The sequence below is a fragment of the Sphingomonas sanguinis genome, assembly GCF_001476905.1.
In the GTDB taxonomy this organism is placed as follows: domain Bacteria; phylum Pseudomonadota; class Alphaproteobacteria; order Sphingomonadales; family Sphingomonadaceae; genus Sphingomonas; species Sphingomonas sanguinis_B.
In genome coordinates this window covers 1-22,035 of sequence record NZ_LDTE01000088.1, presented here as the reverse complement: position 1 = coordinate 22,035, position 22,035 = coordinate 1, and the positions used below count along the sequence as shown (strand labels likewise).

Below are 22,035 nucleotides of genomic sequence, written 5' to 3'. Positions count from 1 at the left end.
GCACGCCGCCCGGCGCCAGCCGCCGTTATCTGACTGCCCCATACGAACAAACAGGAAATGTCCCACACGATCGCAGCACCCTTATTAAAGAATCCGCCAAGGCGAGACAGCGGGGTGGGCCGATCTGTCCGGGTGACAAGCCTGACACGGGCGACTAACCCCAGAGGCGTGACGGCGATCCGATGCCTGCTCGCGCAACGCCATCTCGCCGTGCTGCTCTGCGCGGCGGCGCTGCTGCTCAAGCTGATCGTGCCGACGGGCTATATGATCGGGGCCGTTCAGGGCCGCGCGGCGATCATCCTGTGCCCTAGCGGCGGACCGATGCCCCAGGCTGCGCCGACGACGCATGACGGCATGGCGATGGCCGGTCACGAGATGGTGCTGGAGGCGGGGAATGGGCATCCGGCGGGCCATTCCGATGGCTCGCACGCGAGAGAGATGCCGTGCGCCTTTGCCGGGCTGACCGCGGCCGGATTGGCGGCGACCGATCCGGTCCAGCTGGCGCTGCTGATCGCCTTCGTCATGGTGGTCGCCCGCGTCCCGCTCGCGCTGCCCCGGCTTCACGCCACTCCCTATCTGCGACCGCCGCTGCGAGGGCCGCCCGCGCTTTCCTGACCGAATTTCATCCGGCGTCGCCACGGTTGCGACGTCCCCTTGATCCTGGTCGAAAGCCGATCTCCATGCCCCTCTTCGTTCCGCCCGCGCCGATGCGGGCGTCCCATCGTGCGGCCTTTCACCGCACCATCTGGCGCTGGCATTTCTGGGCCGGGCTGCTCGTCGCGCCGATCCTGCTGATGCTCAGCCTGACCGGCGCCATCTATCTGTTCAACGACGAGCTGAACGACGCCCTCTATCCGCAGCTTCGCTTCGTGGCGCCGCATCGGGAGACGGTGCCGATGTCGCACATGATCCAGGCGGCGCTTGCCGCCTATCCGGGCAGCGCCTCGCGGGTCGACATGCCCGCCGCCGACAATCGTTCGGCGGTCGTCTTCGTCCAGCCCGACGCCGGTCCGCCGCGCCGCGTCGCGGTCGATCCCGGAACGGGGCGCGTGCTGGGCAGCGTCGTCTATGACCGCACGCTGGTCGGCTGGGCGGATGCCATGCACCGATCGATCCTGATGGGGATGTTCGGCGAGCGGCTGGTCGAGCTGGCGGTATCCTGGGCGCTGGTGCTGCTGGTCACGGGGCTGATCCTGTGGTGGCCGCGCGGCGGGTTTCGCGCGGCGGGCACGCTCTGGCCCCGGCTTTCGGGACGCGGGCGGCGGTTCTGGCGCGATCTGCACGGCCCGGTCGGCCTGTGGAGCGGCGCGCTGATCCTGTTCCTGATCCTCACTGGCCTGCCCTGGGCCGGGATCAGCGGGCCACGGCTCCATCAGGCGAGCGCCGCCCTCGGGGTCGGTTATCCGCCGTCCTTCCGCCAATATAATATCCCGCACAGCGTGCCGATGAAGGCGGCGCTCGGCGACGCGCCCTGGACGCTGGAGGATGCGCCCATGCCGCATTCCACTATGCCGACCATGGCGGGCGATCATGCCGGACACGGTCCCGAAAGCCCCGGCACACCCCGCGATCCCGCCGTAATTCGCGGCACCGACCGGGTAATGAGCGTGCTGCAGGCGCATGGCTGGTTGGGCAGTTATCGGCTGTTCCTGCCCAACGGCCCCGAGGGCGTCTATACCGTCTTCACCTATCCCGACCGGCCGGGCGGGCAGAAGACGCTCTATATCGATCGCTACAGCTTTCGCCCCATAGGCCCCGAGGTCCGCTATGCCGATTACGGCGTGGTCGGCCGCGCGGTGGAGTCCGGCGTCCAGCTCCACATGGGCAATTATTTCGGACGGGCGAACCAGCTGGTCATGCTGATCCCCTGCATCGCCATCTGGGTACTGACGATCAGCGGGGTCGCCATGTGGTGGAAGCGTCGCCCGGCGGGGCGGATCGGCGCGCCGCCGCCGCTCTCCGGCGCGCGGGTCGGCGGGCTGATCGCGTCGCTGCTGGTCGCCGGGATCGCCTTGCCGCTGTTCGGGGTCTCGCTGATCGTGATCGGGGTGCTCGACCGGCTGGTCCTGTGGGGACGGCGCCTGGCGGTTGAACGCGGATGAGCCAGGACCGTTATCCCCCCCGAACGGGAAGGATGATGGTCATGACGAAAAAGGAATTTTCGCCGTTGGTAGCGGGCGGCATCGCCGCAGGGGTCCTGGGATTGAGCGCGCTGATCGGACGGCGCAATGCGCCCGATCCCTCGCACCCCCGCATCCGCCGCTGGTATCGGCGGCTCGACAAGCCGGACTTCACCCCGCCGGACGCGGTGTTCGGCGCGGTGTGGCCGGTGCTGGAGACGCTGGCGGCGGTCGGCGGTTATCGCCTGCTCCGCCGCCCCGCTTCGCCGCGCCGTAACGCGGCGGTCGCGCTCTGGCTGGGCAATAGCGCGATGATCGGCGGCTGGACCGAGTTGTTCTTCCGCGAGCAACGGACCGGCGCGAGCACCGCCGCCGCCGGGGCCATGGCGCTCGGCACGACGGCGCTGGCCGCGACCGCCTGGAAGGTCGACCGTCCGGCGGCGGTCAGCGTCCTGCCGCTGGCCGCATGGCTGGGCTTTGCCACGGTGCTGGCGGGCGAGGTCTGGCGGCGGAACGGGGCGGAGTAAGGCGTCAGGCGGCCTCATCCTGTCGACCGAACGAGGTGAGGCCGCTCGAAACATGAAATTTGGATGACACCATCATGAACTATTCCGCGTAGGAAACGTTCGGGGGCGATGCGGGGGATCAGCATCGTCATTTTTGCCGTCACGGCCAGTCTGCTGGCAGGATGCAATACGCATCAGTCCACACTGGCCCCTTTCGGCCGGGATGCGGCCGATATTCGGCATCTTTTCATCATCATGCTGGTCGGGGCGATCGTCATTGCGGCCGGTGTCGCCCTGCTGATGCGCCACGCGGTGCGGGCGCCGGAAGGGGCCATCGACCATCGTCGGGGGATGCGGATCGTCCTGTGGCTGGGCGGCGTGATCCCGACGATCGTCCTGCTCGGCCTTCTCTCCTATTCGCTGCCCTATATGAAGCCACGGCCGGTGTCGCCCGCCGACCTGACCATCGCGGTCGATGGCGAGCAATTCTGGTGGCGCGTCGCCTATCAACCGCCGGGCCGCCCCGCCGTCATCAGCGCCAATGAAATTCGGGTGCCCGTGGGCCGCACCGTCGCCTTCCAGCTGTCGGCGGGCGATGTGGTGCACAGCTTCTGGATACCGGGGCTGGCGGGCAAGATGGACATGATCCCGGGCCGCACCAACACGCTGGTCGTCCGGGCCGACAAGCCCGGCCGCTATCGCGGGCAGTGCGCCGAGTTCTGCGGGCTGAGCCATGCGCTGATGGCGTTCGACGTCATCGCCATGCCGCCCGCCGCCTTCGACGCCTGGCTGGCCAATGAAGCGCGCCCCGCTCGCCCGAGCGATGCGGAGGGCGCGCGCCTGTTCGCCGCGAATGGCTGTGGCGGGTGCCACACCGTCGCAGGCGTCACCGCGCCCAGCCGGATCAGCCCCGACCTCACCCATTTCGGATCGCGCCGTACGCTCGCTGCCGGTATCCTGCCGATGACGGAGGCCAATGTCGCATCCTTCATCCGCCACCCCGAAAAGACCAAGCCGGGCGTGCGAATGCCTTCCTTCCCCCAATTGTCGGATGCCGAGGCCATGGCCCTCGCCCGCTATCTGCAGGGCCTGCAATGAGCCTCCACGCCCAGGACGATCCCGCCCTTCGCGCGGCACAGGAAGAGCGGCTACGTGAAGTCTGGAAGCCACCCAGCGGCCTGTTCCTGCGCTGGACCGACACCAACAACAACCGCGTCGGCGTCTGGTACACACTGACCGCGTTCGGTTTCATGCTGTTCGCGGGCGTGCTGGCGCTGATCATGCGCACCCAGCTGGCGGTGCCGGACAACGATCTCGTCTCGGCGAACACCTTCAACCAGCTGTTCACGCTGCACGGCTCGATGATGATGTTCTTGTTCGCCGTGCCGATGTTCGAGGCGGTGTCGATCATCTTGCTGCCCCAGCTGCTGGGCGCGCGAGACCTGCCCTTCCCGCGCCTGTCGGCCTTCGGTTATTGGAGCTTCCTGCTCGGCGGCGTGTTCGTCGGCGGCTCGATCTTCTTCAACGCCGCGCCCGATGGCGGCTGGTTCATGTATCCGCCGCTCACCACGCGCACCGACCTGTCGGGGCTGGGTGCCGATATCTGGATGCTGGGCCTGTCCTTCATCGAGGTGTCGTCGGTGGCCGCCGCGGTCGAGCTGATCGTCGGCGTGCTGAAATGCCGCCCGCCGGGGATGCGGCTGAACCTGATGCCGCTCTATGCCTGGTACATCCTGGTCGTGGCGGTGATGATCCTGTTCGCCTTCCCGCCGTTGATCGCGGGCGACCTGTTGTTCGAGATGGAGCGGCTGCTCAACTGGCCGTTCTTCGATGCCGCGCGAGGTGGCGATCCCCTGCTGTGGCAGCACCTGTTCTGGATCTTCGGCCACCCGGAAGTCTATATCGTCTTCCTGCCATCGATCGCACTGTTCGCGATGATGATCCCGACCTTCGCGCAGCGGCACCTTCTCGGCTATCCGTGGATCGTGCTGGCCGCTGTCGGCACCGCCTTCTTGTCGTTCGGCCTGTGGGTCCACCACATGTTCGCGACCGGCCTGCCCAAGATCAGCCTGGCCTTCTTCTCTGCCGCCTCCGAGGCCGTCGCCATCCCGACCGGGGTTCAGATTTTCGCCTTCATCGCCACGCTCTGGGCGGGCAAGGTGAAGTGGTCCACGCCGCTGCTCTATGCCTCTGGCAGCTTGGCGGTCTTCGTCATCGGCGGCTTGACCGGCGTGATGGTCGCGGTCGCGCCCTTCGACTGGCAGGCACACGACACTTATTTCGTCGTCGCGCACCTCCATTACGTGCTGATCGGCGGCACCCTGCTGCCGCTGTTCGGCGGGCTCTATTATTACTGGCCGCTGATTACGGGCAAGAAGCTGTCCGACCGGCTGGGGCGCATCGCCTTCTGGATCATGTTCGTCGGCATCAACCTGACCTTCTTCCCGATGCACCTGTCGGGGCTGGAGGGCATGCCACGCCGGGTCTTCACCTATCCGGAAGAACTGGGCATCGGCTGGCTGAACCTTGCCTCGACCGCCGGGTCGTACATGTTTGCGGCCGGAGTGCTCGTGCTGGTCGTCGATCTGGCCCTGTCGCCGACGCGCGCCAAATCGCCGCGCAATCCGTGGAATGCGGGCACGCTCGAATGGCTGGCGCACCCGGACGACGAGGATTGGGGCATCCGCTCGGTGCCGCTGGTCGAGAGCCGCTATCCGATCTGGGACCAGAAGAATTTCGTCGCCAAGGTGGATGAGGGCCGCTTCTTCCTGCCCGATGCCGAGGAAGGGCGCCGCGAGACGATCATCACCTCGGTCCTCGACGCCAAACCCGTCTCGGTGATCCGGCTGGGAACGCCCAGCGTCAAGCCGATGCTGACCGCCGTTGCGCTGGGCAGCGTGTTCATCCTGACCACCTATCACCTCTATCTGGTCGCCGCGCTGGGCGGCGTGGTGACGCTGGCCTGTGCCCTGTGGTGGCTGTGGGACACCGCCGAAATCCCCGAAAAGCCCGAAAAGCCGATCGGCCACGGCATGACGATGCCCCTCTACATTTCCGGCCCCGCCGCGCCGGGGTGGTGGGCGATGTTCATCACGATGATGGCGGACGCGACCGCCTTTTCCGGCCTGGTGTTCGGCTATTATTTCTATTGGACGGTGCATCCCGATTTCGGTGCCGCGTTCGACGGGCCGGGCGTCGGCGGGCCCATCACCGCTTTGGTCCTGTCGCTGGCGAGCTGGGCGGCGACGCTGGCGGCGCGCGAGGTGCACAGCTGGGGCTCGGTCAACGCCGCACGGGGGCTGCTGATCGCGGGCGCGGCCACCGCCATCGCCAGCCTGTTCGCCGGGATCGCCTGTCTCGACGGGCTCGACCCCACGGCCAATGTCTATCCGGCCATCGTCTGGGTGCTCGTGGTCTGGACAGTCGTCCATGCCGCCATCGCCGCCATCATGCAGCTCTATACGCTGGCGCGCAGCATCGCCGGGCGGATGACGCCGATCCATGACGCCGATATTCGCAACATCACCGTCTATGCGCATTTCTTCGCGCTGACCGCGATCGTCACCTATCTGACCATCGGCCTGTTCCCGGAGAGCGGACTGTGAAGCGTTGGCTGAAAGGCGCGCATCGGTTGCGCGTTACCTTGTGGACGCTGATCGTGCCGCCGACGACCTGGGCGGTGCACTTCCTGTTCTCCTATCTCTGGGCGGCGATCAGTTGCGAGAAGATCGGCGAATGGGCGCTCTTCCCCACCGCCTTCGCGATTGGCACCGTCGTGGCGCTGATCGTCATCCTCGCCTCGGGTCTGATCGCCTGGCAACAGTCGCGCACGCCCGGCGACCCGCCGCCGCATAACGAGGGCACCGATATCGATCGCCTGCGCTTCCTGGCCTATTCGACCCTGTTGCTGGCGGCGTTGAGCTTCGTCGCGGTGATCTTCACCGCCATGCCCGTCCTCCTGCTGAACGACTGCCGGTGAGGCGGGGATCGCTCGTCGCCGGGCTGGCGCTGCCCCCGCTGGGCTGGGCGTTCAGCGGCTGGGGCATGACGGGGCATATGGTCGCGCACATGATGGCGGTGGCGGTGGCCGCACCGTTCCTCGCCATCGGCGTGCAGGGCACCCGCCTCGACCCTGCCGAGCGCTGGCCGCGCCTTGCCACGCCCCTGATCGCCGCGCTGGTCGAGGCGGTCATCGTCTGGGGCTGGCACGTACCCGCCCTGCGCCGCTTGGCGGATCACACGCCGTTTTGGCTGGCGATCGAGCAGGTCAGCTTCCTGGCGGCCGGACTGCTGCTCTGGTCGGCGGTGCTGGCCCCCCGCCACCGTGCGGCGGGGATAGCGGCGCTGCTGATCACTTCGATGCACATGACGCTGCTCGGCGCGCTGATCGGGCTCGCGCCGCGCCCGCTCTACAGCCATCACGGCGCGGGCGCGCTGGAGGATCAGCAACTGGCGGGGGTGATCATGCTGCTGGTCGGTGGCGTCGCCTATCTGTGCGGTGGGCTCGCCATGCTGGGGCGGCTGCTGAAGGGGCATGACGAGGTGCACGCATGACGATCCGCATCACCTGGAAACGCGTGCTGGCGACCCTGGTCGGACTCGCCGCACTGGGCATGGCGGTCGCTTGGTCGGGGGTCATCAACCTTGCGGCATCGAGCGGGCATTGGGCGATCACCGACTGGTTCCTCCACTGGACGATGCGCAATTCGGTTCGCACCCATGCTGCGTTCACCGCACCGAAAGACCCCGCCGATGCCAGTGGCCTTGTCAGCGCGGCGGGACATTTCGCCAATGCTTGCGCCGTCTGTCACGGCGCGCCGGGGCAGAAGCCCGCCCCCGTGATGCAGGCCGCGATGCCGCCGGCGCCGGACCTGGCGGTCAACGCGCGGGAATGGACCGACAAGCAGCTGTTCTGGATTCTCCAGCACGGCGTCAAATATACCGGCATGCCCGCCTGGGCCGTGCAGGACCGTCCCGACGAGGTGCGGCGCATGGTCGCCTTCGTCCGTCGTCTGCCCGGCATGAGCCCGGCCCAGTATCGCGCGCTGGTGGCCGAAGCGTCGCCCGCCCTCGATCCCGACAATTGCACCGGATGCCACGGCACCGACGGGCGCGGTCGAGGGAGCCCCGACATCCCGATCCTGGGCGGCCAGAGCCCCGAATATCTGCTCGCCGCGCTGAAAGGCTATGCGAACGGCACCCGGTCGAGCGCGGTCATGCAGCAGGTGGCGATGCGGATGCAGCCCGCGGAGATGGACGCCGCCGCGCGCCGCTTCGCGGCGATGCCGGGTCTGGGCGCGACGCCCGCCGGCGACCCCGCCGCCGCACGGATCGTCGAGCGCGGCCTGCCCGAGCCGCAGCTTCCCGCCTGTGTCAGCTGCCACACGCCCGGCAAGCCCTATCCCGTCCTCGCCGGGCAGCGTGCGAGCTACATCGCCGCGCGCCTGCGCCAGTGGCAGGGTGACAAGAATGTGGTCGATGCGCGCAAGAGCCATGCGACCATGCCCGTCATCGCACGCCGCATCCCGAAGGACATGATCGAGCCGATCGCCCGCTATCTGGCGGGGGAGCGCCCGACCAAGCCATAGGGTGGTGCCCCGCTATCCAGCGATATTGGCCCAGGCGGGCTCCTCCGGCAGGTGCCCCTGCGCCAAACAACGGAAGCCCGGTCGGGCCAGCAGATAGCCCTGCATATAGCGGACGCCCAGCGCGCGCAGCGTATCATATTCGCCGATCGTCTCGACCCCCTCGGCGATAACGGAGATGCCCATCTTGTCGGCGATGCGGATCACCCCTTCGACAATCATGCGCCGGGGCATCGCCGTATCGATCCCGCGGATCAGCGCCATGTCGAGCTTGAGATAATCGGCCCTCACCTGAGCCAGCAGCGTCAGCCCAGCATGGCCCGCCCCGAAATCATCGATCGCCGTGCCGAAACCCATGCCATGATAGGTGTCCAGGATGGCCTTCAGATGTTCGGGCGCACCAGTATCGGCATGTTCGGAAAACTCGAAGATCAACCGTTCAAGCGGCATGTTAAACCGCCGTGCCGTGTCGAGCGTCGGCTCCAAACAGGCGAGCGGCGAATAAATGGTGTCGGGGAAGAAATTGATCGACAGCCGCGCATCGGTGTCGAGGATACCCGCCGCCACTGCCCCTTCGATCGCCGTCACGCGGCATTGCTGGTCGAACGCATAGCGCTTGTCCGGGGTCACCCGCGCCAATATGTCCGCCGATCCCTCGCCCTTGGGTCCACGGACCAGCGCCTCATAGGCGATGGCACGGCCGGTCTGGACGTCCAGGATCGGCTGAAAGGCCATGGCGATGGCAAAGGCCGGTTGCTCGGGACAAAAGCTGCGATACCCGTGCTGCATGACGATCTCCTTCGCCAGCCAGCATAAGATGCAGCGGCTAAGGGGCCGTTAAAGCGGCAGGCATCCGGCAAGGATTTGCCGAAATATCGCTGAAGGAAATCGTCGGCGATCTCGACCATTCCTATCCGGCCTAAAGCCTTGAAAGGAATGGTGGGCGCGACAGGGATTGAACCTGTGACCCCACCCGTGTGAAGGGTGTGCTCTACCGCTGAGCTACGCGCCCGGTAACCGGAGGACGGGCCTTTAGGCGGCGATCCGCCGCCTGTCCAGCCCCATTTTCAGGATTTAGTTGACCGAGTCCTTCAACAGCTTGCCCGGCTTGAACTTGGGCTGCGACGAGGCCTTGATGGTCATTGGCTCGCCGGTGCGGGGATTGCGGCCGGTCGACGCCTTGCGCTTGGACACCGAGAAGGTGCCGAAGCCGACGAGGCGGACTTCGTCGCCCTTCTTGAGCGCGGCGGTGATCGACTCGAACACCGCGTCGACCGCCTTGACCGCATCGCCGCGTGCGAGGCCCGAAGAATCGGCGACGGTAGCGATCAGCTCCTGCTTGTTCATTCCATAACCCCCTATGATTTCGACGATAAACGGCACGGGACTCGGTGCCGTCCAAATATTAAAGGACCGATAATGCCGAGGCGGTTGAGCGTGTCAAACCCCGACATCGATTGAAATGGAAGGATCACGCAAACAGATGCATGTGTCATCCGCATGACAATCCGACTGGGAGGGCCACCGATCCGTCGACCGATGGCCCCGCCCTTGCGACAATCAGTGGTGGCGCTCTCCACCGACCGCCGGGATCGCGGCGGGCGGCAACGCCGCTAGCTCGTCCGCATCGGTCCAGTCGATCGCCTCCAGCGGACCGACCAGCGCCAGGCGCAGCACCTCGTCGACATGCGCGACCGGCACGATCTTCAGGCCGTTCAGGATGTTGGCCGGAATGTCCGCCAGATCCTTCTCATTCTCCTGCGGGATCAGCACGGTGGTGATCCCGCCGCGCAGCGCCGCGAGCAGCTTTTCCTTCAGGCCTCCGATCGGCAGCACGCGTCCCCGCAGGGTCACTTCGCCGGTCATCGCCACGTCCTTGCGCACCGCGATCCCGGTCAGCGTCGACACGATCGAGGTGACGAGGCCGATACCCGCCGACGGACCATCCTTGGGCACCGCGCCCTCGGGCAGGTGGATATGAATGTCCTTGCGGTGGAACAGCGACGGCTTGATCCCGAAGCTGGGGCTGCGCGCCTGCACGAAGCTGAAGGCGGCCTGGACCGACTCCTTCATGACATCGCCCAGCTTGCCGGTGGTCTTCACCTGCCCCTTGCCCGGGACCGTCACCGATTCGATGGTCAGCAGCTCGCCGCCCACCTCGGTCCAGGCGAGGCCCGTGACCGCGCCGATCTGATCTTCCTGCTCGGACAGGCCGTGGCGATACTTCTGGACACCCGCGAACTCGTGCAGGTTCTCGGGCGTGATCGTCACCGACGTCGCCTTACCCTCCAGGATCTGACGCAACGCCTTCCGCGCAAGCCGCGCGATTTCCCGCTCCAGCGTCCGCACGCCCGCCTCACGGGTGTAGCGCTGGATCAGGGCTCGCAGCCCCTCCTGGGTCAGCGTGAACTCACCGTCCTTCAGGCCGTGCGTCTCGACCTGCTTGGCGACCAGATGGCGCTCGGCGATCTCGACCTTCTCGTCCTCGGTATAGCCCTCCAGACGGATGATCTCCATGCGGTCGAGCAACGGCTGCGGCAGGTTCAGCGTGTTCGCGGTGCACACGAACATCACGTCCGACAGATCGATATCGATCTCCAGATAGTGATCGTTGAACTTGGCGTTCTGCTCGGGGTCGAGCACTTCGAGCAGCGCCGACGCCGGGTCGCCGCGGAAGTCCTGGCCCAGCTTGTCGATCTCATCGAGCAGGAACAGCGGGTTGCCCGTGCCGGCCTTTTTCAGGTTGGTCACGATCTTGCCCGGCAGCGAGCCGATATAGGTGCGGCGGTGGCCGCGAATCTCGGCCTCGTCACGCACGCCGCCCAGCGACTGGCGGATGAACTCGCGCCCGCATGCCTTGGCGATCGACTGGCCCAGCGAGGTCTTGCCGACGCCCGGCGGGCCGACGAGGCACAGGATCGGCCCCTTCAGCTTGTTGGTGCGTGCCTGCACGCCGAGATACTCGACGATCCGGTCCTTCACCTTTTCCAGCGCATAATGATCCTGGTCGAGGATCGCCTGCGCCGCCGCGATGTCCTTCTTGACCTTGGACTTCTTGCCCCAGGGCAGGCCCAGCAGCACGTCCAGGTAATTGCGCACGACCGTCGCCTCGGCGCTCATCGGCGCCATGGTCTTCAGCTTCTTCAGCTCGGCGGTTGCCTTGGTCCGCGCTTCCTTGGACAGCTTGAGCGTCGCGATCTTCTGGGTCAGCTCGGCGATCTCATCACCGTCGCCGTCCTCGCCCTCATTGCCCAGCTCGCGCTGGATCGCCTTGAGCTGCTCGTTGAGATAATATTCGCGCTGCGTCTTTTCCATCTGACGCTTGACGCGGCTCTTGATCTTCTTCTCGACCTGCAGGACGCCCAGCTCGCCCTCCATCAGGGCATAGGCCATTTCCAACCGCTTGGCCGGATCGGTTTCCACCAGCAGCGCCTGCTTGTCGGCGACCTTGACCGAAATGTTCGCAGCGACCGCATCGGCCAGCTGCGAGGCATCCTCGATCTCGGCCAGCTGCACGGCGGTTTCGGCGGGCAGCTTGCGGTTGAGCTTGGCGTAATTCTCGAACTGGTCGACCACCGAGCGCATCAGCGCCGCGATCTGCGCCTGGACGTCATGCTCCTGCTCCTCGAGCGCGGCCTCGTCCGACTCGACCACGGTCGCGTCGATCGTCGCGGTCAGGAAGGCACCCGATTCGTCCACCTCGACCAGGCGGCCGCGCGTCTTGCCCTCAACCAGCACGCGCACGGTGCCATCGGGCAGCTTCAGCAATTGCAGGACACTGGCGGTTACGCCGATCTCGTACAGATCCTCGCGTGAGGGGTCGTCCTCGGCCGGATCGAGCTGAGCGACCAGGAAAATTTCCTTGTCCGCCGCCATAGCCGCTTCCAGGGCCGCGACCGATTTGTCGCGGCCGACGAACAGGGGCACGATCATGTGCGGGAAGACGACGATGTCACGCAGCGGAAGGACGGGATAGGACTGGTTCATGCAAACTCCGGTCGGCCCTGATCGGGGCCTCATTCTGGTCTTTATATGGGGAGGGTTGCCGATCCATCAATCACCGGTGCGATGAGGCGATGCGCCAGAGCGCTTGCCAAGCCGGTTCGCTTGCGCAACACCATGCATGATGGATCGTATACGGAACTGCGTCGCCGCGCTGCTCGCCTCCTCGCTTCTTTCGGTCGCCCCGCTGGCCGCACAGTCACCCAAGGCCCTTCCGGGCAAGGGCGAGCCGCCGCTGACCGCACAGACCATGATTTCCGGCGGGGTCCGCCCGCCCGAACAGCTGGCGATGCGCTTCGACAGTGCCGACCTGTCGTTCGAGGTGTTGCCCGATACCGAAGAACTGAACGGCATTGCGGTGCTGGGCTTTACCGCCAAGGCGCCGCTGGCCCGGCTGGTGATCGATCTCGACAAGAATTTGCCGGTCAAGACGATCGCGATCGACGGCAAACCGCTGTCGCCTGCACGGTGGAGCAACCCGGAAGGCCAGCTGGTCATCACCCTCCCCCGCCCGCTCAAGGCCGGTCAAAAGGTCAGCGCGAAGATCACCTATGGCGGCACGCCGCATGTCGCGGTGCGCGCGCCTTGGGACACCGGCGTCGTCTGGGCCAAGACGCCGGACGGGCGTCCCTGGTTCGCGACCACGACCCAGGGCTATGGCTGCGACCTGTTCTGGCCCTGCCTCGACTATCCGATGGGCGAGCCGGGGGTGGTCACGCTGCACATCACCGTGCCCAAGGGGTTGAAGGCGCCCTCCAACGGCGTGCTGCTGGGCGTCGATACGCTGCCCGACGGGCGCACCCGCTGGAACTGGCGGACCAAGCACCCCAACACCTACGCGATCGCGCTGAACGTCGGCCCCTATGAGGTGATCGAGGGCAAGTATAAGAGCCGTTTCGGCAACACGATCCCGATGTTCTACTGGTATCTGCCGGGCGAGAAGCAAAAGGCCGAAAAGCTGTTCGCCGAATTCGCGCCGACGCTGGACTTCTTCGAGTCGACCGTCGGCCCCTTCCCCTTTGGCGACGAGAAGCTGGGCGTGGTCGAGACCCCTCACAAGGGCATGGAGCATCAGACGATCAACGCCTATGGCAATGAATATGCCAAGGCGCCCGAAGGTTTCGACTGGCTGTTCCAGCATGAGTTCAGCCATGAATGGTTCGGCAACCAGCTGACCAATGTCGACTGGGACGATTTCTGGCTGCACGAGGGCTATGGCAGTTACATGCAGCCCAGCTACGGTCGCTGGCGCGAGGGCGAAGCGCGCTATGCGGTAATGATGGACGCACAGCGCGGGCAGATCGCCAACAAGGCGCCCATCGTCCACGACCGCAGCATGACAGAGCAGGATGTCTATGAAGAGTCCAAGGGCGGTCCCGGGCTCGACATTTACATGAAGGGCTCGTGGATGCTCCACACCCTGCGCAATCTGATCGGGGACAAGGCGTTCTGTGACGTGACGCGCCTCGCCGTCTATGGCCGTACCGATCCCAAGCCCGGCAACTTCACGCCCCGCTACGGCTCGACGAAGGAATATGAGGGTTTCGTCCGGCAGGTGACGGGCAAGGATTATGGCTGGTTCTTCAACGTCTATCTGCGCCAGGCGGCGCTACCCGAGATCGTCGAAACGCAGGTCGGCGACCGGCTGACGCTGACCTGGAAGGTGCCCGGCGGCGGGCCCTTCCCCCTGCCGGTCGAGGTGCAGGTGGGCGACACGGTGCAGACGCTGCCGATGACCGACGGTTCGGGCACGCTGACCGTGCCCGCGGGCGCGCATGTCGTGGTCGATCCCTGGGCCAAGATCCTGAAGCGCTCCGTCGCGATCGAGGAGTATCGCGCATGGAAGGCGGAACAGGCGGCGAAAAAGAAGGCGGAGAAATAAGCTCCTCCCCTGCTGGGGAGGACCGCCTTACGGCACCACCGTCACGAACAGATAGGCGGCGAAGATGACCAGATGCACCGCGCCGCCCAGCACGGTGGTCCGGCCATTGCCCAGCGTCAGGGTGATGGTGAACAGCGACAGCACCAGCAGGATCATCTCCTTCGGCCCGATCCCCAGCGCCAACGGCAGGCCCAGGATCAGCGACACGATCGCCACCGCCGGAATGGTCAGCCCGATGGTCGCCAGCGCCGAGCCAAGCGCCAGGTTGAGGCTGGTCTGCAACCGGTTCCGCTTGGCCGCGCGGTACGCCGCGAGGCTCTCAGGCGCGAGGACCAGGGCGGCAATCACCACACCAACGATCGCCAGTGGCAGGCCCGCGCCCAGGATCGCCGCCTCGACGATCCCCGACAGCCCCTTGGCGAGCAGCACCACGCCGACCAGCGCGACCAGCAGCATGCCCAGGGCCGCCCAGGCCGCCGCATCGGTCGGCGGCTCGGCATGGGCGTCGGCGGGCAGGTCATCATCGGCGGGCAGGAAATATTCGCGATGCCGCACCGTCTGCACCATCACGAAGGTGCCGTAGAGAATGACGCTGACGATCGCGACGAAGATCAATTGCGAGGTCGCATAAGTCGGCCCCGGCGCGGACGAGACGTAATTGGGCAGCAGCAGCGACAGTACGACCATCGCAGTCAGGACGTTCAACGCCGCACTCGCGCCCCGCAGCGAAAAGCGCTGTTCGCCATGCTGGACACCGCCCGCCAGCAGGCAGAGGCCGACGATACCGTTCAGGATGATCATGATCGCCGCAAACACCGTATCGCGCGCCAGGCTGGAGGCGTCGCCCGCATCGGACAGCATCAGGCTGACGATCAGTGACACCTCGATCACCGTCACGGCGACCGCCAGCACCAGCGTACCGAACGGCTCGCCCACCCGGTGCGCGACGACCTCCGCCTGATGCACCGCCGACAGGACGCAGCCGATCAGGATCACCGCCGCGACGACGACACCCACCGTTCCCATCTTGTAAAGCGACACCGCGATGGCGAGCAGACCCAGCAGTGGGAACACCAGGGTCCACCACGGCATCAGCAGGCGCTGGAGCAGCGCGCGCTTCTGTCCGGCGGTGACGATGGCATCGGGTTCGCTCATGGCTGGTCTGGGCTCCTTATGCTGGCATGGGATGATGACACCCTTGTCATGCCAATGCCCCAACCGCCCGCTTGGGTCCCCCCACGCCCAAGATTCGTTGCGATCGGGCAATAAACACCCTCACCCTTCCGGCGTTTCGCGCCTCCCTCTCCCACCGGGAGAGTGAAGGGGCCCGCCCGCTTTAGCGGGTGGGAAGGGTGAGGGTCGCTAGACAATAGAGCCTCAACCCGCCGCATTCTCCACTCGATACCGGAGCCACAGCTCCCCACCCGGCAGCACCTCATGATGCGTCAACGTCAGCCCCGTCAGGGGAGCCCGCGTATCCGCATCCTTCTCACCCGAATGAAACAGGCTGGGCGCACCCGAAGCACCGTCGATCGCGGGACAGAGCGCCATGCTGATCTCATCGATCAATCCGGCGCGCAGGAATTCGCCATTGGCCGTGCCGCCGCCCTCGACCAGCAGCGTCTCCACGCCCAGTTCCCGGTTCAGGATTTCGGGCATCGCGCGCAGGTCGATCGCGTCCTTGCCTGCGAAGATATAGGACACCCCATCCGCCCGCAGCCCGGCCAGATGCGCATCCGATACCGCCTCGGTCAGCACGACCACGATCGGATCACCGCCGATATCGCCCCGCCCCCAGACGATCTTCGCCTGCTCATCCAGCACGACGCCGAACGCGTCGGCTTCGCGGGTGGCGAACCAAGGCTCGCGCGGGAAGGTCTCGCTCGTTTCGGGGTAGCGGTCGCCCTTGGCGAATTCCTGCCCCGTCACGCGCCCCACGATCCAGGCATCGCCTCCGATGCGGTCATGCAGGTCCTCGAACAGATCGCCGGGCTCATAGCTTTCCGGCCGCCAACGGCTTTGCAGGATGCGCCCGTCCAGGCTGCAAATCATGTGGCAGATCATATGGGGCTTCATTGCGACGTCTCCTGTTCGGAGCGGCAACGCGTGGAGGAAGCAGAGGGGTTCGTGCGCCAGTTTATTCCTCCCCGGCAAGGGGAGGTGGCAGGGCGGAGCCCTGACGGAGGGGTGTAACCCTATCAAGAGCGGGACACCCCTCCGACGCGCTAAGCGCGCCACCTCTCCTTGCAGAGGAGGAAATTCAGCGCCCGCCGACCGGCCGCATCATCGACCAGAAGCGCGGACCGCCCTTGGGCACTGACTATTCCCCGGTCAACTCGAAGCCCAGTTGCATTGCACGCCGCAGCAACGCCCCAGAGCACGGAGTGTCGGGATCAGACGCCGGACAAAGGCCATGGTCGGCACATGCGCCTGCCCCGGCGGGCGCGAAAAGGCCCCGGCTTTGGCCTCTTCGCCAACCAACCGCATTCGCCAAATGAAAACGGGCGCCTCCCCAAGGGGAAGCGCCCGTCATCCATTCACCACGTCACAGCGCCGTTCAGGCCGCCGCGCCGTCCGTCTTCTTCGCCTTTTCGGCATAGACGCGGATCGGTTCCTTGCGGCCCTCGACCACATCCTTGTCGACCATCACCTCGTCGACCCCGTCCATGCCGGGCAGGTCGAACATGGTGTCGAGCAATATGCCCTCCAGGATCGAGCGAAGCCCGCGCGCACCGGTCTTGCGCTCGATCGCCTTCTTGGCAACCGTGGTCAGCGCGTCGTCGGTGAAGTCGAGTTCGACATTCTCCATCTCGAACAGCTTCTGATATTGCTTGACCAGCGCGTTCTTCGGTTCGGACAGGATCTTGACCAAAGCCGCGATGTCGAGGTCTTCGAGCGTCGCGATGACGGGCAGACGGCCGACGAATTCGGGGATCAGGCCGAACTTCAGCAGATCCTCCGGCTCGGTCTGGCGCAGATATTCGCCGGTCCGCTTTTCCTCAGGGGCCGCGACATAGGCACCGAAGCCGATCGACTTGCCCTGCAGACGGTCGCCGATGATCTTCTCGAGCCCTGCGAATGCGCCGCCGCAGATGAACAGGATGTTCGTCGTGTCGACCTGCAGGAATTCCTGCTGCGGATGCTTGCGGCCGCCCTGCGGCGGAACGCTGGCGGTCGTTCCTTCCATCAGCTTCAAGAGCGCCTGTTGAACGCCCTCGCCCGACACGTCGCGGGTGATCGAGGGGTTCTCGGCCTTGCGGCTGATCTTGTCGATCTCGTCGATATAGACGATGCCGCGCTGCGCCCGCTCGACATTGTAATCCGATGCCTGAAGCAGCTTCAGGATGATGTTCTCGACGTCCTCACCGACATAACCGGCCTCGGTCAGCGTCGTCGCGTCCGCCATGGTGAACGGCACGTCGAGGATGCGCGCCAGCGTCTGCGCCAGCAATGTCTTGCCGCAGCCGGTCGGGCCGACGAGCAGAATGTTGGACTTAGCGAGTTCGACGTCGGCGCCCTTCGCACCGTGGTTCAGACGCTTATAGTGGTTGTGCACCGCGACCGACAGGACACGCTTGGCCTGCTTCTGCCCGATGACATAGTCGTCGAGCACGTTGCAGATTTCCTGCGGCGTCGGCACGCCACCATCCTTCTTGGAGACAAGCGCGGACTTGGTCTCCTCACGGATGATGTCGTTGCACAGCTCCACGCACTCGTCGCAAATGAAGACGGTTGGCCCCGCGATCAGCTTGCGCACCTCGTGCTGCGACTTCCCGCAGAACGAGCAATAGAGGGTGCTTTTCGAGTTGCCACCGCTCACCTTGTCCATCAATCACCTCTCGCACCCGATACCGGTGCGCTACCGTTGCCGGGGTGCGCATCGTACCGCACCCCTATAAAGTCACAATCGAAATAAACCGTTCATCGTGAACGATCCGCCTTACGCAGCGGTCGACGCGTCGTCGGCCGGGGTCGGACGCTTGTCGAACACTTGGTCGATCAGGCCGAACTCCTTGGCTTCCTCCGCGCTCATGAACTTGTCGCGGTCCATCGCGCGCTCGATCTCCTCAAGCGGCTTGCCAGTGTACTTGGCGTACAGCGTGTTCAGGAAATGCCGCATGCGTAGAATTTCGCGCGCCTGGATCTCGATATCGGCCGCCATGCCCTGCGCCCCGCCAGAGGGCTGGTGGATCATGATGCGGCTGTTTGTGGTCGCGACGCGCATGCCCGGCTCACCGGCCGACAGCAGGAAGCTGCCCATCGAGGCGGCCTGACCGATGCACAGCGTACCGACCCGCGGACGGATATACTGCATCGTGTCATGGATCGCCATGCCCGCCGTGACGACGCCGCCCGGCGAGTTGATGTACATGTAGATGTCCTTCTTCGGATTTTCCGACTCAAGGAACAGCAGCTGCGCGCAGATCAGCGAGGCCATGCCGTCCTCGACACCGCCGGTGACGAAGATGATGCGCTCGCGCAGCAGGCGGCTGAAGATATCGAACGACCGTTCGCCGCGGTTCGACTGTTCGATGACGATCGGAACCAGCCCGGCCTGCGTCTGCCGCAGCCCGACGCCAGCATGGGCCAGCGGGCTCGCGAAATCGCCGGTCTCGAACGGATTGTGCATGGAAATCTCTCTTATGCCCAGAAGAGCCCCTATGTCGCGTGATGGCCGCGCATATTCAAGCCCCGGCGACATCCGCGGATGGTGCCGTGCAGCGTTTATCCCCACCAGGGGTGAAAATCCGATTAGCGCGCGTTCCCCGGCGCGGGCAGCGCCAGATAGGCCAGCCGCCGTACCTCCTGCCGCCCACGCACCACCGTATCCAGGATCAGGCCGGTGAACAGGTTCAGCCCGGCGAGCAGCATCAGCCCGGTCGACAGGATCGCGGTCGGGAAGCGCGGCACCTGGTGCGTCTCCAGATAGGTGAAGATCAACGGCGCGGAGAGCAACAGCGCCAGGGCCGCGAACAGCCCGGCGATCGCCCCAAAGAACCATAGCGGGCGCTCGATACGATACAGCTTGATGATCGTGCGCAGGATGCGCCAGCCGTCCGAATAGGTGCTGAGCTTCGAGGTCGACCCTTCCGGCCGCGCATAATAGGGCGTCGCGATCTCGGCGCAGGGCATCTTCAGCTCCAGCGCATGGACGCTGATCTCGGTCTCGATCTCGAAGCCGACCGACAGCACGGGGAAGCTCTTCACGAAGCGACGCGAGAAGACGCGGTAGCCCGAGAGGATATCGGTGAAACTGCGCCCGAACAGCTTGGCGAGCATGCCCGTCAGCATGGCGTTGCCAAACCGGTGGCCGCGGCGATAGGCGAGCTCGGCCTCGCTCACCCGCTGGCCCACCACCATGTCGAGTTGCTCCTCGACCATGCGCACGACCAGGCTGGGCGCGGAGGCGGCGTCATAGGTAGCGTCGCCATCGGCCATCACATAGATATCGGCGTCGATATCGGCGAACATGCGGCGCACCACCGCGCCCTTGCCCTGTATGCGTTCCGACCGGACGATGGCCCCGGCTTCGCGGGCGACCTCTATCGTCCGATCCTTGCTGTTGTTGTCATAGACATAGATGGCCGCCGACGGCAGCGCCGCGCGGAACCCCGCAATGGTCTGCGCAATCGCCGCCTCTTCATTGTAGCAGGGCAGCAGCACCGCGATCCGGGGTTCGTTCACAACCTATCCTCAGTCAAAAGGCGGGCGATCCGCCCCATCACAGCCCATGCCCCTATGCGCCGACAAGGCCGGGCGGGACAGCCCTATCCTCCCCGGCACGGGGAGGGGGACCAGCGAAGCTGGTGGAGGGGGATCGCCTCATGGGACTTCCTTTGGCCGCCAGCCCCCTCCACCACCGCTTGCGCGGCGGTCCCCCTCCCCTTGCAGGGGAGGATCACAACGCAGGAAGGGCGACCGCTTGCGCGACCGCCCTTCCCTGTTCGTCACGAACGCGAAGTCCGATGCCGTCCTTATTCGGTCGGCGCAGCCTTCTTCGCGCGCGGCTTCTTGGCGGGAGCCTCGGCGGCCTCCGCTTCGCCTTCGGCCGGAGCGGCCTTCTTGGCGCGCGTGGTCTTCTTCGGCGCCTCTTCGGCGACTGCCGCCTCGCCCTCGGCCGGAGCGGCCTTCTTGGCGCGAGTCGTCTTCTTAGGCGCGTCCTCGGCGGTCGCGTCTTCCGAAGCAGCGTCCTCGGTCACGTCGGCCTTCTTGGCCTTCGCCTTCGACTTCTTGGCGCCGTGGTCATGATCGTGGTCGTGATCATGGTTGTGGACGTGCGTACCGGTCGCGAAGCCGTCTTCGCTCTCGATCGCGGCTTCCAGCTCCTCACGGGTGGTCTCGCGGTCGGTGATCTCGGCCTTGCCGAACAGGAAATCGACGACCTTGTCCTCATAGAGAGGGGCGCGCAGCTGGGCGGCGGCCATCGGCTCCTGCTGGACATACTGGATGAAGCGCTGGCGATCTTCCGGGCCGTACTGCTGCGCAGCCTGCGCGATCAGGCGGTTCATTTCCTGCGCGGTCACTTCGACGCCGTTCGCCTGGCCGATCTCCGAGAGGAGCAGGCCCAGACGGACGCGGCGCTCGGCGATCTTCTGATAATCGTCGCGCTCCTTCTCCATCTCGGCCTTGGCGGCCTCGGGGTCTTCCTCATGGGTCGCTTCATGCTCGAGCTGCGCCCAGATCTGCGAGAACTCGGCCTCGACCATCGACGGCGGCACTTCGAAGTCATGACCATCGGCCAGCTGGTCGAGCAGCTTGCGCTTCATGTACGTGCGAGTCAGGCCGTTATGCTCCTGCTCGATCTGCCCCTTCAGCAGGCCGCGCAGCTGCTCCAGGCTTTCCAGGCCCAGATTCTTCGCCATCTCGTCGTCGATCTTGGCTTCGCCGGCGGTCTTCACCGACTTGATCGTCAGGTCGAAGGTCGCGGGCTGACCGGCCAGGTTCTTGGCGGGATAGTCCTCGGGGAAGGTGACCGAGATCTGCTTCTCTTCACCGGCCTTCACGCCGACCAGCTGGTCCTCGAAGCCGGGGATGAGGCGACCACCGCCGATCTCGACGGCCATGTCTTCGCCCGAGCCGCCCTCGAAGGCGACGCCATCGGCGGTCTTGCCGACGAAGTCGACGGTGACCTGGTCGCCCTGCTCAGCGGCCTTGTCGCCCGCATCGTCCCAGCGCTTCTGCTGGTCGGCGAACTTCTGGAGCTGCTCGTCGACGGCTTCGTCGGCGACCGGCACGGTCAGGCGGTCAAGCTTCAGCGCGTCGATCGCCGGGGTCGGGACCTGCGGCAGGACTTCGAGCGTGACGTTCAGCGTGGCGTCCTGGCCCTGCTCATACTCGCCGACCAGCTCGACCTGGGGCTGCATCGCGGGGCGCAGGTTCTTCTCGGCGATCAGCGACTGCACGCCTTCCTGAAGCGCGGTGTTCAGCGCGTCCTGCAGCAGCGCCGGGCCGTGCATCTTGCGAACCAGGTTCGCGGGCACCTTGCCGGGGCGGAAGCCGGGCATCTTCATCTGCGGAGCGATCCGCTTCAGCTCGGCATCGACCTTGCCCTCGATATCCTTGGCAGTGATGGTGAGCGTGTAGGCGCGCTTCAGCCCCTCGTTCAGCGTCTCGACAGTCTGCATCTAAAGGCCTTCAATCTGGAGAAATTCCGTGTGGCTGTCGCCCCGTTCTTGACCGGGGACTGGTGCGGGCGAAGGGACTCGAACCCCCACATCTTACGATACTGGAACCTAAATCCAGCGCGTCTACCAGTTCCGCCACGCCCGCACGAGGACACCGCCGATGGGCGCGCGTCTATATCACCCTGGGCGGCTTCGGCAAGGGACAACAGGCAACATCGGCGTATCCGGTGCGTTTATGCCCCTCAATCCCCCAAAAGGAGAGCGAGAATGGCCACCCAGCCCCCGCCCGAAAGCCCGACGCCGACCCAACCGGCC

General features: G+C 65.7%; 18 protein-coding genes and 2 tRNA genes. 9 read left to right on the top strand and 11 right to left on the bottom strand.

The features are described 5' to 3' along the window. Positions 1–168 precede the first annotated feature (168 nt). The 8 genes from SB4_RS13840 to SB4_RS13805 all read left to right on the top strand — a co-directional run bounded on the left by SB4_RS13840 (position 169) and on the right by SB4_RS13805 (position 8,214). Positions 169–615 (top strand): hypothetical protein, encoded by a 447-nt coding sequence (locus tag SB4_RS13840; RefSeq protein WP_058753024.1) that lies wholly within the window; start codon positions 169–171, stop codon positions 613–615. 65 nt (positions 616–680) lie between these two features. Beyond that, positions 681–2,102, top strand: coding sequence for a PepSY-associated TM helix domain-containing protein (locus SB4_RS13835; RefSeq protein WP_241488623.1), 1,422 nt, complete (start codon positions 681–683; stop codon positions 2,100–2,102). Between the two features lie 41 nt (positions 2,103–2,143). Next, entirely contained in the window at positions 2,144–2,647 is a 504-nt protein-coding gene (locus tag SB4_RS13830) for a TspO/MBR family protein (RefSeq protein ID WP_241488622.1), read from the top strand. Positions 2,648–2,755: 108 nt separating this feature from the next. Beyond that, entirely contained in the window at positions 2,756–3,724 is a 969-nt protein-coding gene (gene coxB, locus SB4_RS13825) for a cytochrome c oxidase subunit II (protein ID WP_058753023.1), read from the top strand. Further along, positions 3,721–6,231 carry a cytochrome c oxidase subunit I gene (ctaD, locus tag SB4_RS13820; RefSeq protein ID WP_058753022.1) on the top strand — a complete coding sequence of 837 codons (2,511 nt, stop codon included), beginning with the start codon at positions 3,721–3,723 and terminating at the stop codon, positions 6,229–6,231. Before coxB ends, ctaD begins: the two co-directional genes overlap by 4 nt. Beyond that, complete coding sequence (locus tag SB4_RS13815; protein ID WP_058753021.1) at positions 6,228–6,605, top strand: hypothetical protein; 378 nt, start codon at positions 6,228–6,230, stop codon at positions 6,603–6,605. The genes ctaD and SB4_RS13815 overlap by 4 nt, the downstream gene beginning before the upstream one ends. Then, positions 6,602–7,180, top strand: a complete 579-nt coding sequence (locus SB4_RS13810) for a cytochrome c oxidase assembly protein (protein ID WP_058753020.1) — start codon at positions 6,602–6,604, stop codon at positions 7,178–7,180. Before SB4_RS13815 ends, SB4_RS13810 begins: the two co-directional genes overlap by 4 nt. Then, positions 7,177–8,214 carry a c-type cytochrome gene (locus tag SB4_RS13805; RefSeq protein WP_058753019.1) on the top strand — a complete coding sequence of 346 codons (1,038 nt, stop codon included), beginning with the start codon at positions 7,177–7,179 and terminating at the stop codon, positions 8,212–8,214. Before SB4_RS13810 ends, SB4_RS13805 begins: the two co-directional genes overlap by 4 nt. A gap of 12 nt (positions 8,215–8,226) precedes the next feature. On the opposite strand, the gene SB4_RS13800 is transcribed toward SB4_RS13805, so the two are convergent. From SB4_RS13800 to lon, 4 genes are all read right to left on the bottom strand, one after another. Then, a complete protein-coding gene (locus SB4_RS13800; protein ID WP_241488621.1) occupies positions 8,227–9,000 on the bottom strand; it encodes an EAL domain-containing protein in 774 nt (257 codons plus the stop codon). 148 nt (positions 9,001–9,148) lie between these two features. After that, positions 9,149–9,223, bottom strand: a tRNA-Val gene (locus tag SB4_RS13795). 62 nt (positions 9,224–9,285) lie between these two features. Further along, on the bottom strand, positions 9,286–9,585 hold the full coding sequence (locus tag SB4_RS13790) for an HU family DNA-binding protein (RefSeq protein ID WP_272867546.1): 300 nt from the start codon (positions 9,583–9,585) through the stop codon (positions 9,286–9,288). 186 nt (positions 9,586–9,771) lie between these two features. Further along, on the bottom strand, positions 9,772–12,198 hold the full coding sequence (gene lon / locus SB4_RS13785) for an endopeptidase La (RefSeq protein WP_058753018.1): 2,427 nt from the start codon (positions 12,196–12,198) through the stop codon (positions 9,772–9,774). A gap of 139 nt (positions 12,199–12,337) precedes the next feature. Between lon and SB4_RS13780 the strand changes: the two genes are divergently transcribed. After that, the gene (locus SB4_RS13780) at positions 12,338–14,095 is read left to right on the top strand and encodes a M1 family metallopeptidase (protein WP_193753827.1); all 1,758 of its coding nucleotides are present in this window, start codon (positions 12,338–12,340) and stop codon (positions 14,093–14,095) included. Positions 14,096–14,122: 27 nt separating this feature from the next. Here SB4_RS13780 and SB4_RS13775 read toward each other — a convergent pair whose 3' ends face one another. From SB4_RS13775 to SB4_RS13745, 7 genes are all read right to left on the bottom strand, one after another. Beyond that, a complete protein-coding gene (locus tag SB4_RS13775) occupies positions 14,123–15,250 on the bottom strand; it encodes a calcium:cation antiporter (protein WP_058753017.1) in 1,128 nt (375 codons plus the stop codon). A 222-nt stretch (positions 15,251–15,472) separates the two neighbouring features. Continuing rightward, positions 15,473–16,171, bottom strand: coding sequence for a RibD family protein (locus SB4_RS13770; protein WP_058753016.1), 699 nt, complete (start codon positions 16,169–16,171; stop codon positions 15,473–15,475). A 481-nt stretch (positions 16,172–16,652) separates the two neighbouring features. After that, the gene (gene clpX / locus SB4_RS13765) at positions 16,653–17,924 is read right to left on the bottom strand and encodes an ATP-dependent Clp protease ATP-binding subunit ClpX (protein WP_042489865.1); all 1,272 of its coding nucleotides are present in this window, start codon (positions 17,922–17,924) and stop codon (positions 16,653–16,655) included. 111 nt (positions 17,925–18,035) lie between these two features. Beyond that, positions 18,036–18,725 carry an ATP-dependent Clp endopeptidase proteolytic subunit ClpP gene (clpP, locus tag SB4_RS13760; RefSeq protein WP_056434117.1) on the bottom strand — a complete coding sequence of 230 codons (690 nt, stop codon included), beginning with the start codon at positions 18,723–18,725 and terminating at the stop codon, positions 18,036–18,038. A gap of 122 nt (positions 18,726–18,847) precedes the next feature. Beyond that, a complete protein-coding gene (locus tag SB4_RS13755) occupies positions 18,848–19,780 on the bottom strand; it encodes a glycosyltransferase family 2 protein (RefSeq protein WP_058753015.1) in 933 nt (310 codons plus the stop codon). Between the two features lie 290 nt (positions 19,781–20,070). After that, positions 20,071–21,720: a trigger factor gene (gene tig, locus SB4_RS13750; protein ID WP_058715597.1), complete on the bottom strand. Its 1,650-nt coding sequence runs from the start codon at positions 21,718–21,720 to the stop codon at positions 20,071–20,073. Between the two features lie 60 nt (positions 21,721–21,780). Continuing rightward, a tRNA-Leu gene (locus SB4_RS13745) sits at positions 21,781–21,865 on the bottom strand. Between the last annotated feature and the right edge of the window lie 170 nt (positions 21,866–22,035).

Excerpts from the sequence above, each read along its gene's own strand:
- tig (WP_058715597.1), bottom strand. The coding sequence starts at position 21,720 with ATGCAGACTGTCGAGACGCTGAACGAGGGGCTGAAGCGCGCCTACACG.
- SB4_RS13805 (WP_058753019.1), top strand. The coding sequence starts at position 7,177 with ATGACGATCCGCATCACCTGGAAACGCGTGCTGGCGACCCTGGTCGGA.
- SB4_RS13780 (WP_193753827.1), top strand. The coding sequence starts at position 12,338 with ATGGATCGTATACGGAACTGCGTCGCCGCGCTGCTCGCCTCCTCGCTT.
- clpX (WP_042489865.1), bottom strand. The coding sequence starts at position 17,924 with ATGGACAAGGTGAGCGGTGGCAACTCGAAAAGCACCCTCTATTGCTCG.
- SB4_RS13830 (WP_241488622.1), top strand. The coding sequence starts at position 2,144 with ATGACGAAAAAGGAATTTTCGCCGTTGGTAGCGGGCGGCATCGCCGCA.
- SB4_RS13775 (WP_058753017.1), bottom strand. The coding sequence starts at position 15,250 with ATGAGCGAACCCGATGCCATCGTCACCGCCGGACAGAAGCGCGCGCTG.
- coxB (WP_058753023.1), top strand. The coding sequence starts at position 2,756 with ATGCGGGGGATCAGCATCGTCATTTTTGCCGTCACGGCCAGTCTGCTG.
- ctaD (WP_058753022.1), top strand. The coding sequence starts at position 3,721 with ATGAGCCTCCACGCCCAGGACGATCCCGCCCTTCGCGCGGCACAGGAA.
- SB4_RS13835 (WP_241488623.1), top strand. The coding sequence starts at position 681 with ATGCCCCTCTTCGTTCCGCCCGCGCCGATGCGGGCGTCCCATCGTGCG.
- SB4_RS13770 (WP_058753016.1), bottom strand. The coding sequence starts at position 16,171 with ATGAAGCCCCATATGATCTGCCACATGATTTGCAGCCTGGACGGGCGC.
- clpP (WP_056434117.1), bottom strand. The coding sequence starts at position 18,725 with ATGCACAATCCGTTCGAGACCGGCGATTTCGCGAGCCCGCTGGCCCAT.
- lon (WP_058753018.1), bottom strand. The coding sequence starts at position 12,198 with ATGAACCAGTCCTATCCCGTCCTTCCGCTGCGTGACATCGTCGTCTTC.
- SB4_RS13800 (WP_241488621.1), bottom strand. The coding sequence starts at position 9,000 with ATGCAGCACGGGTATCGCAGCTTTTGTCCCGAGCAACCGGCCTTTGCC.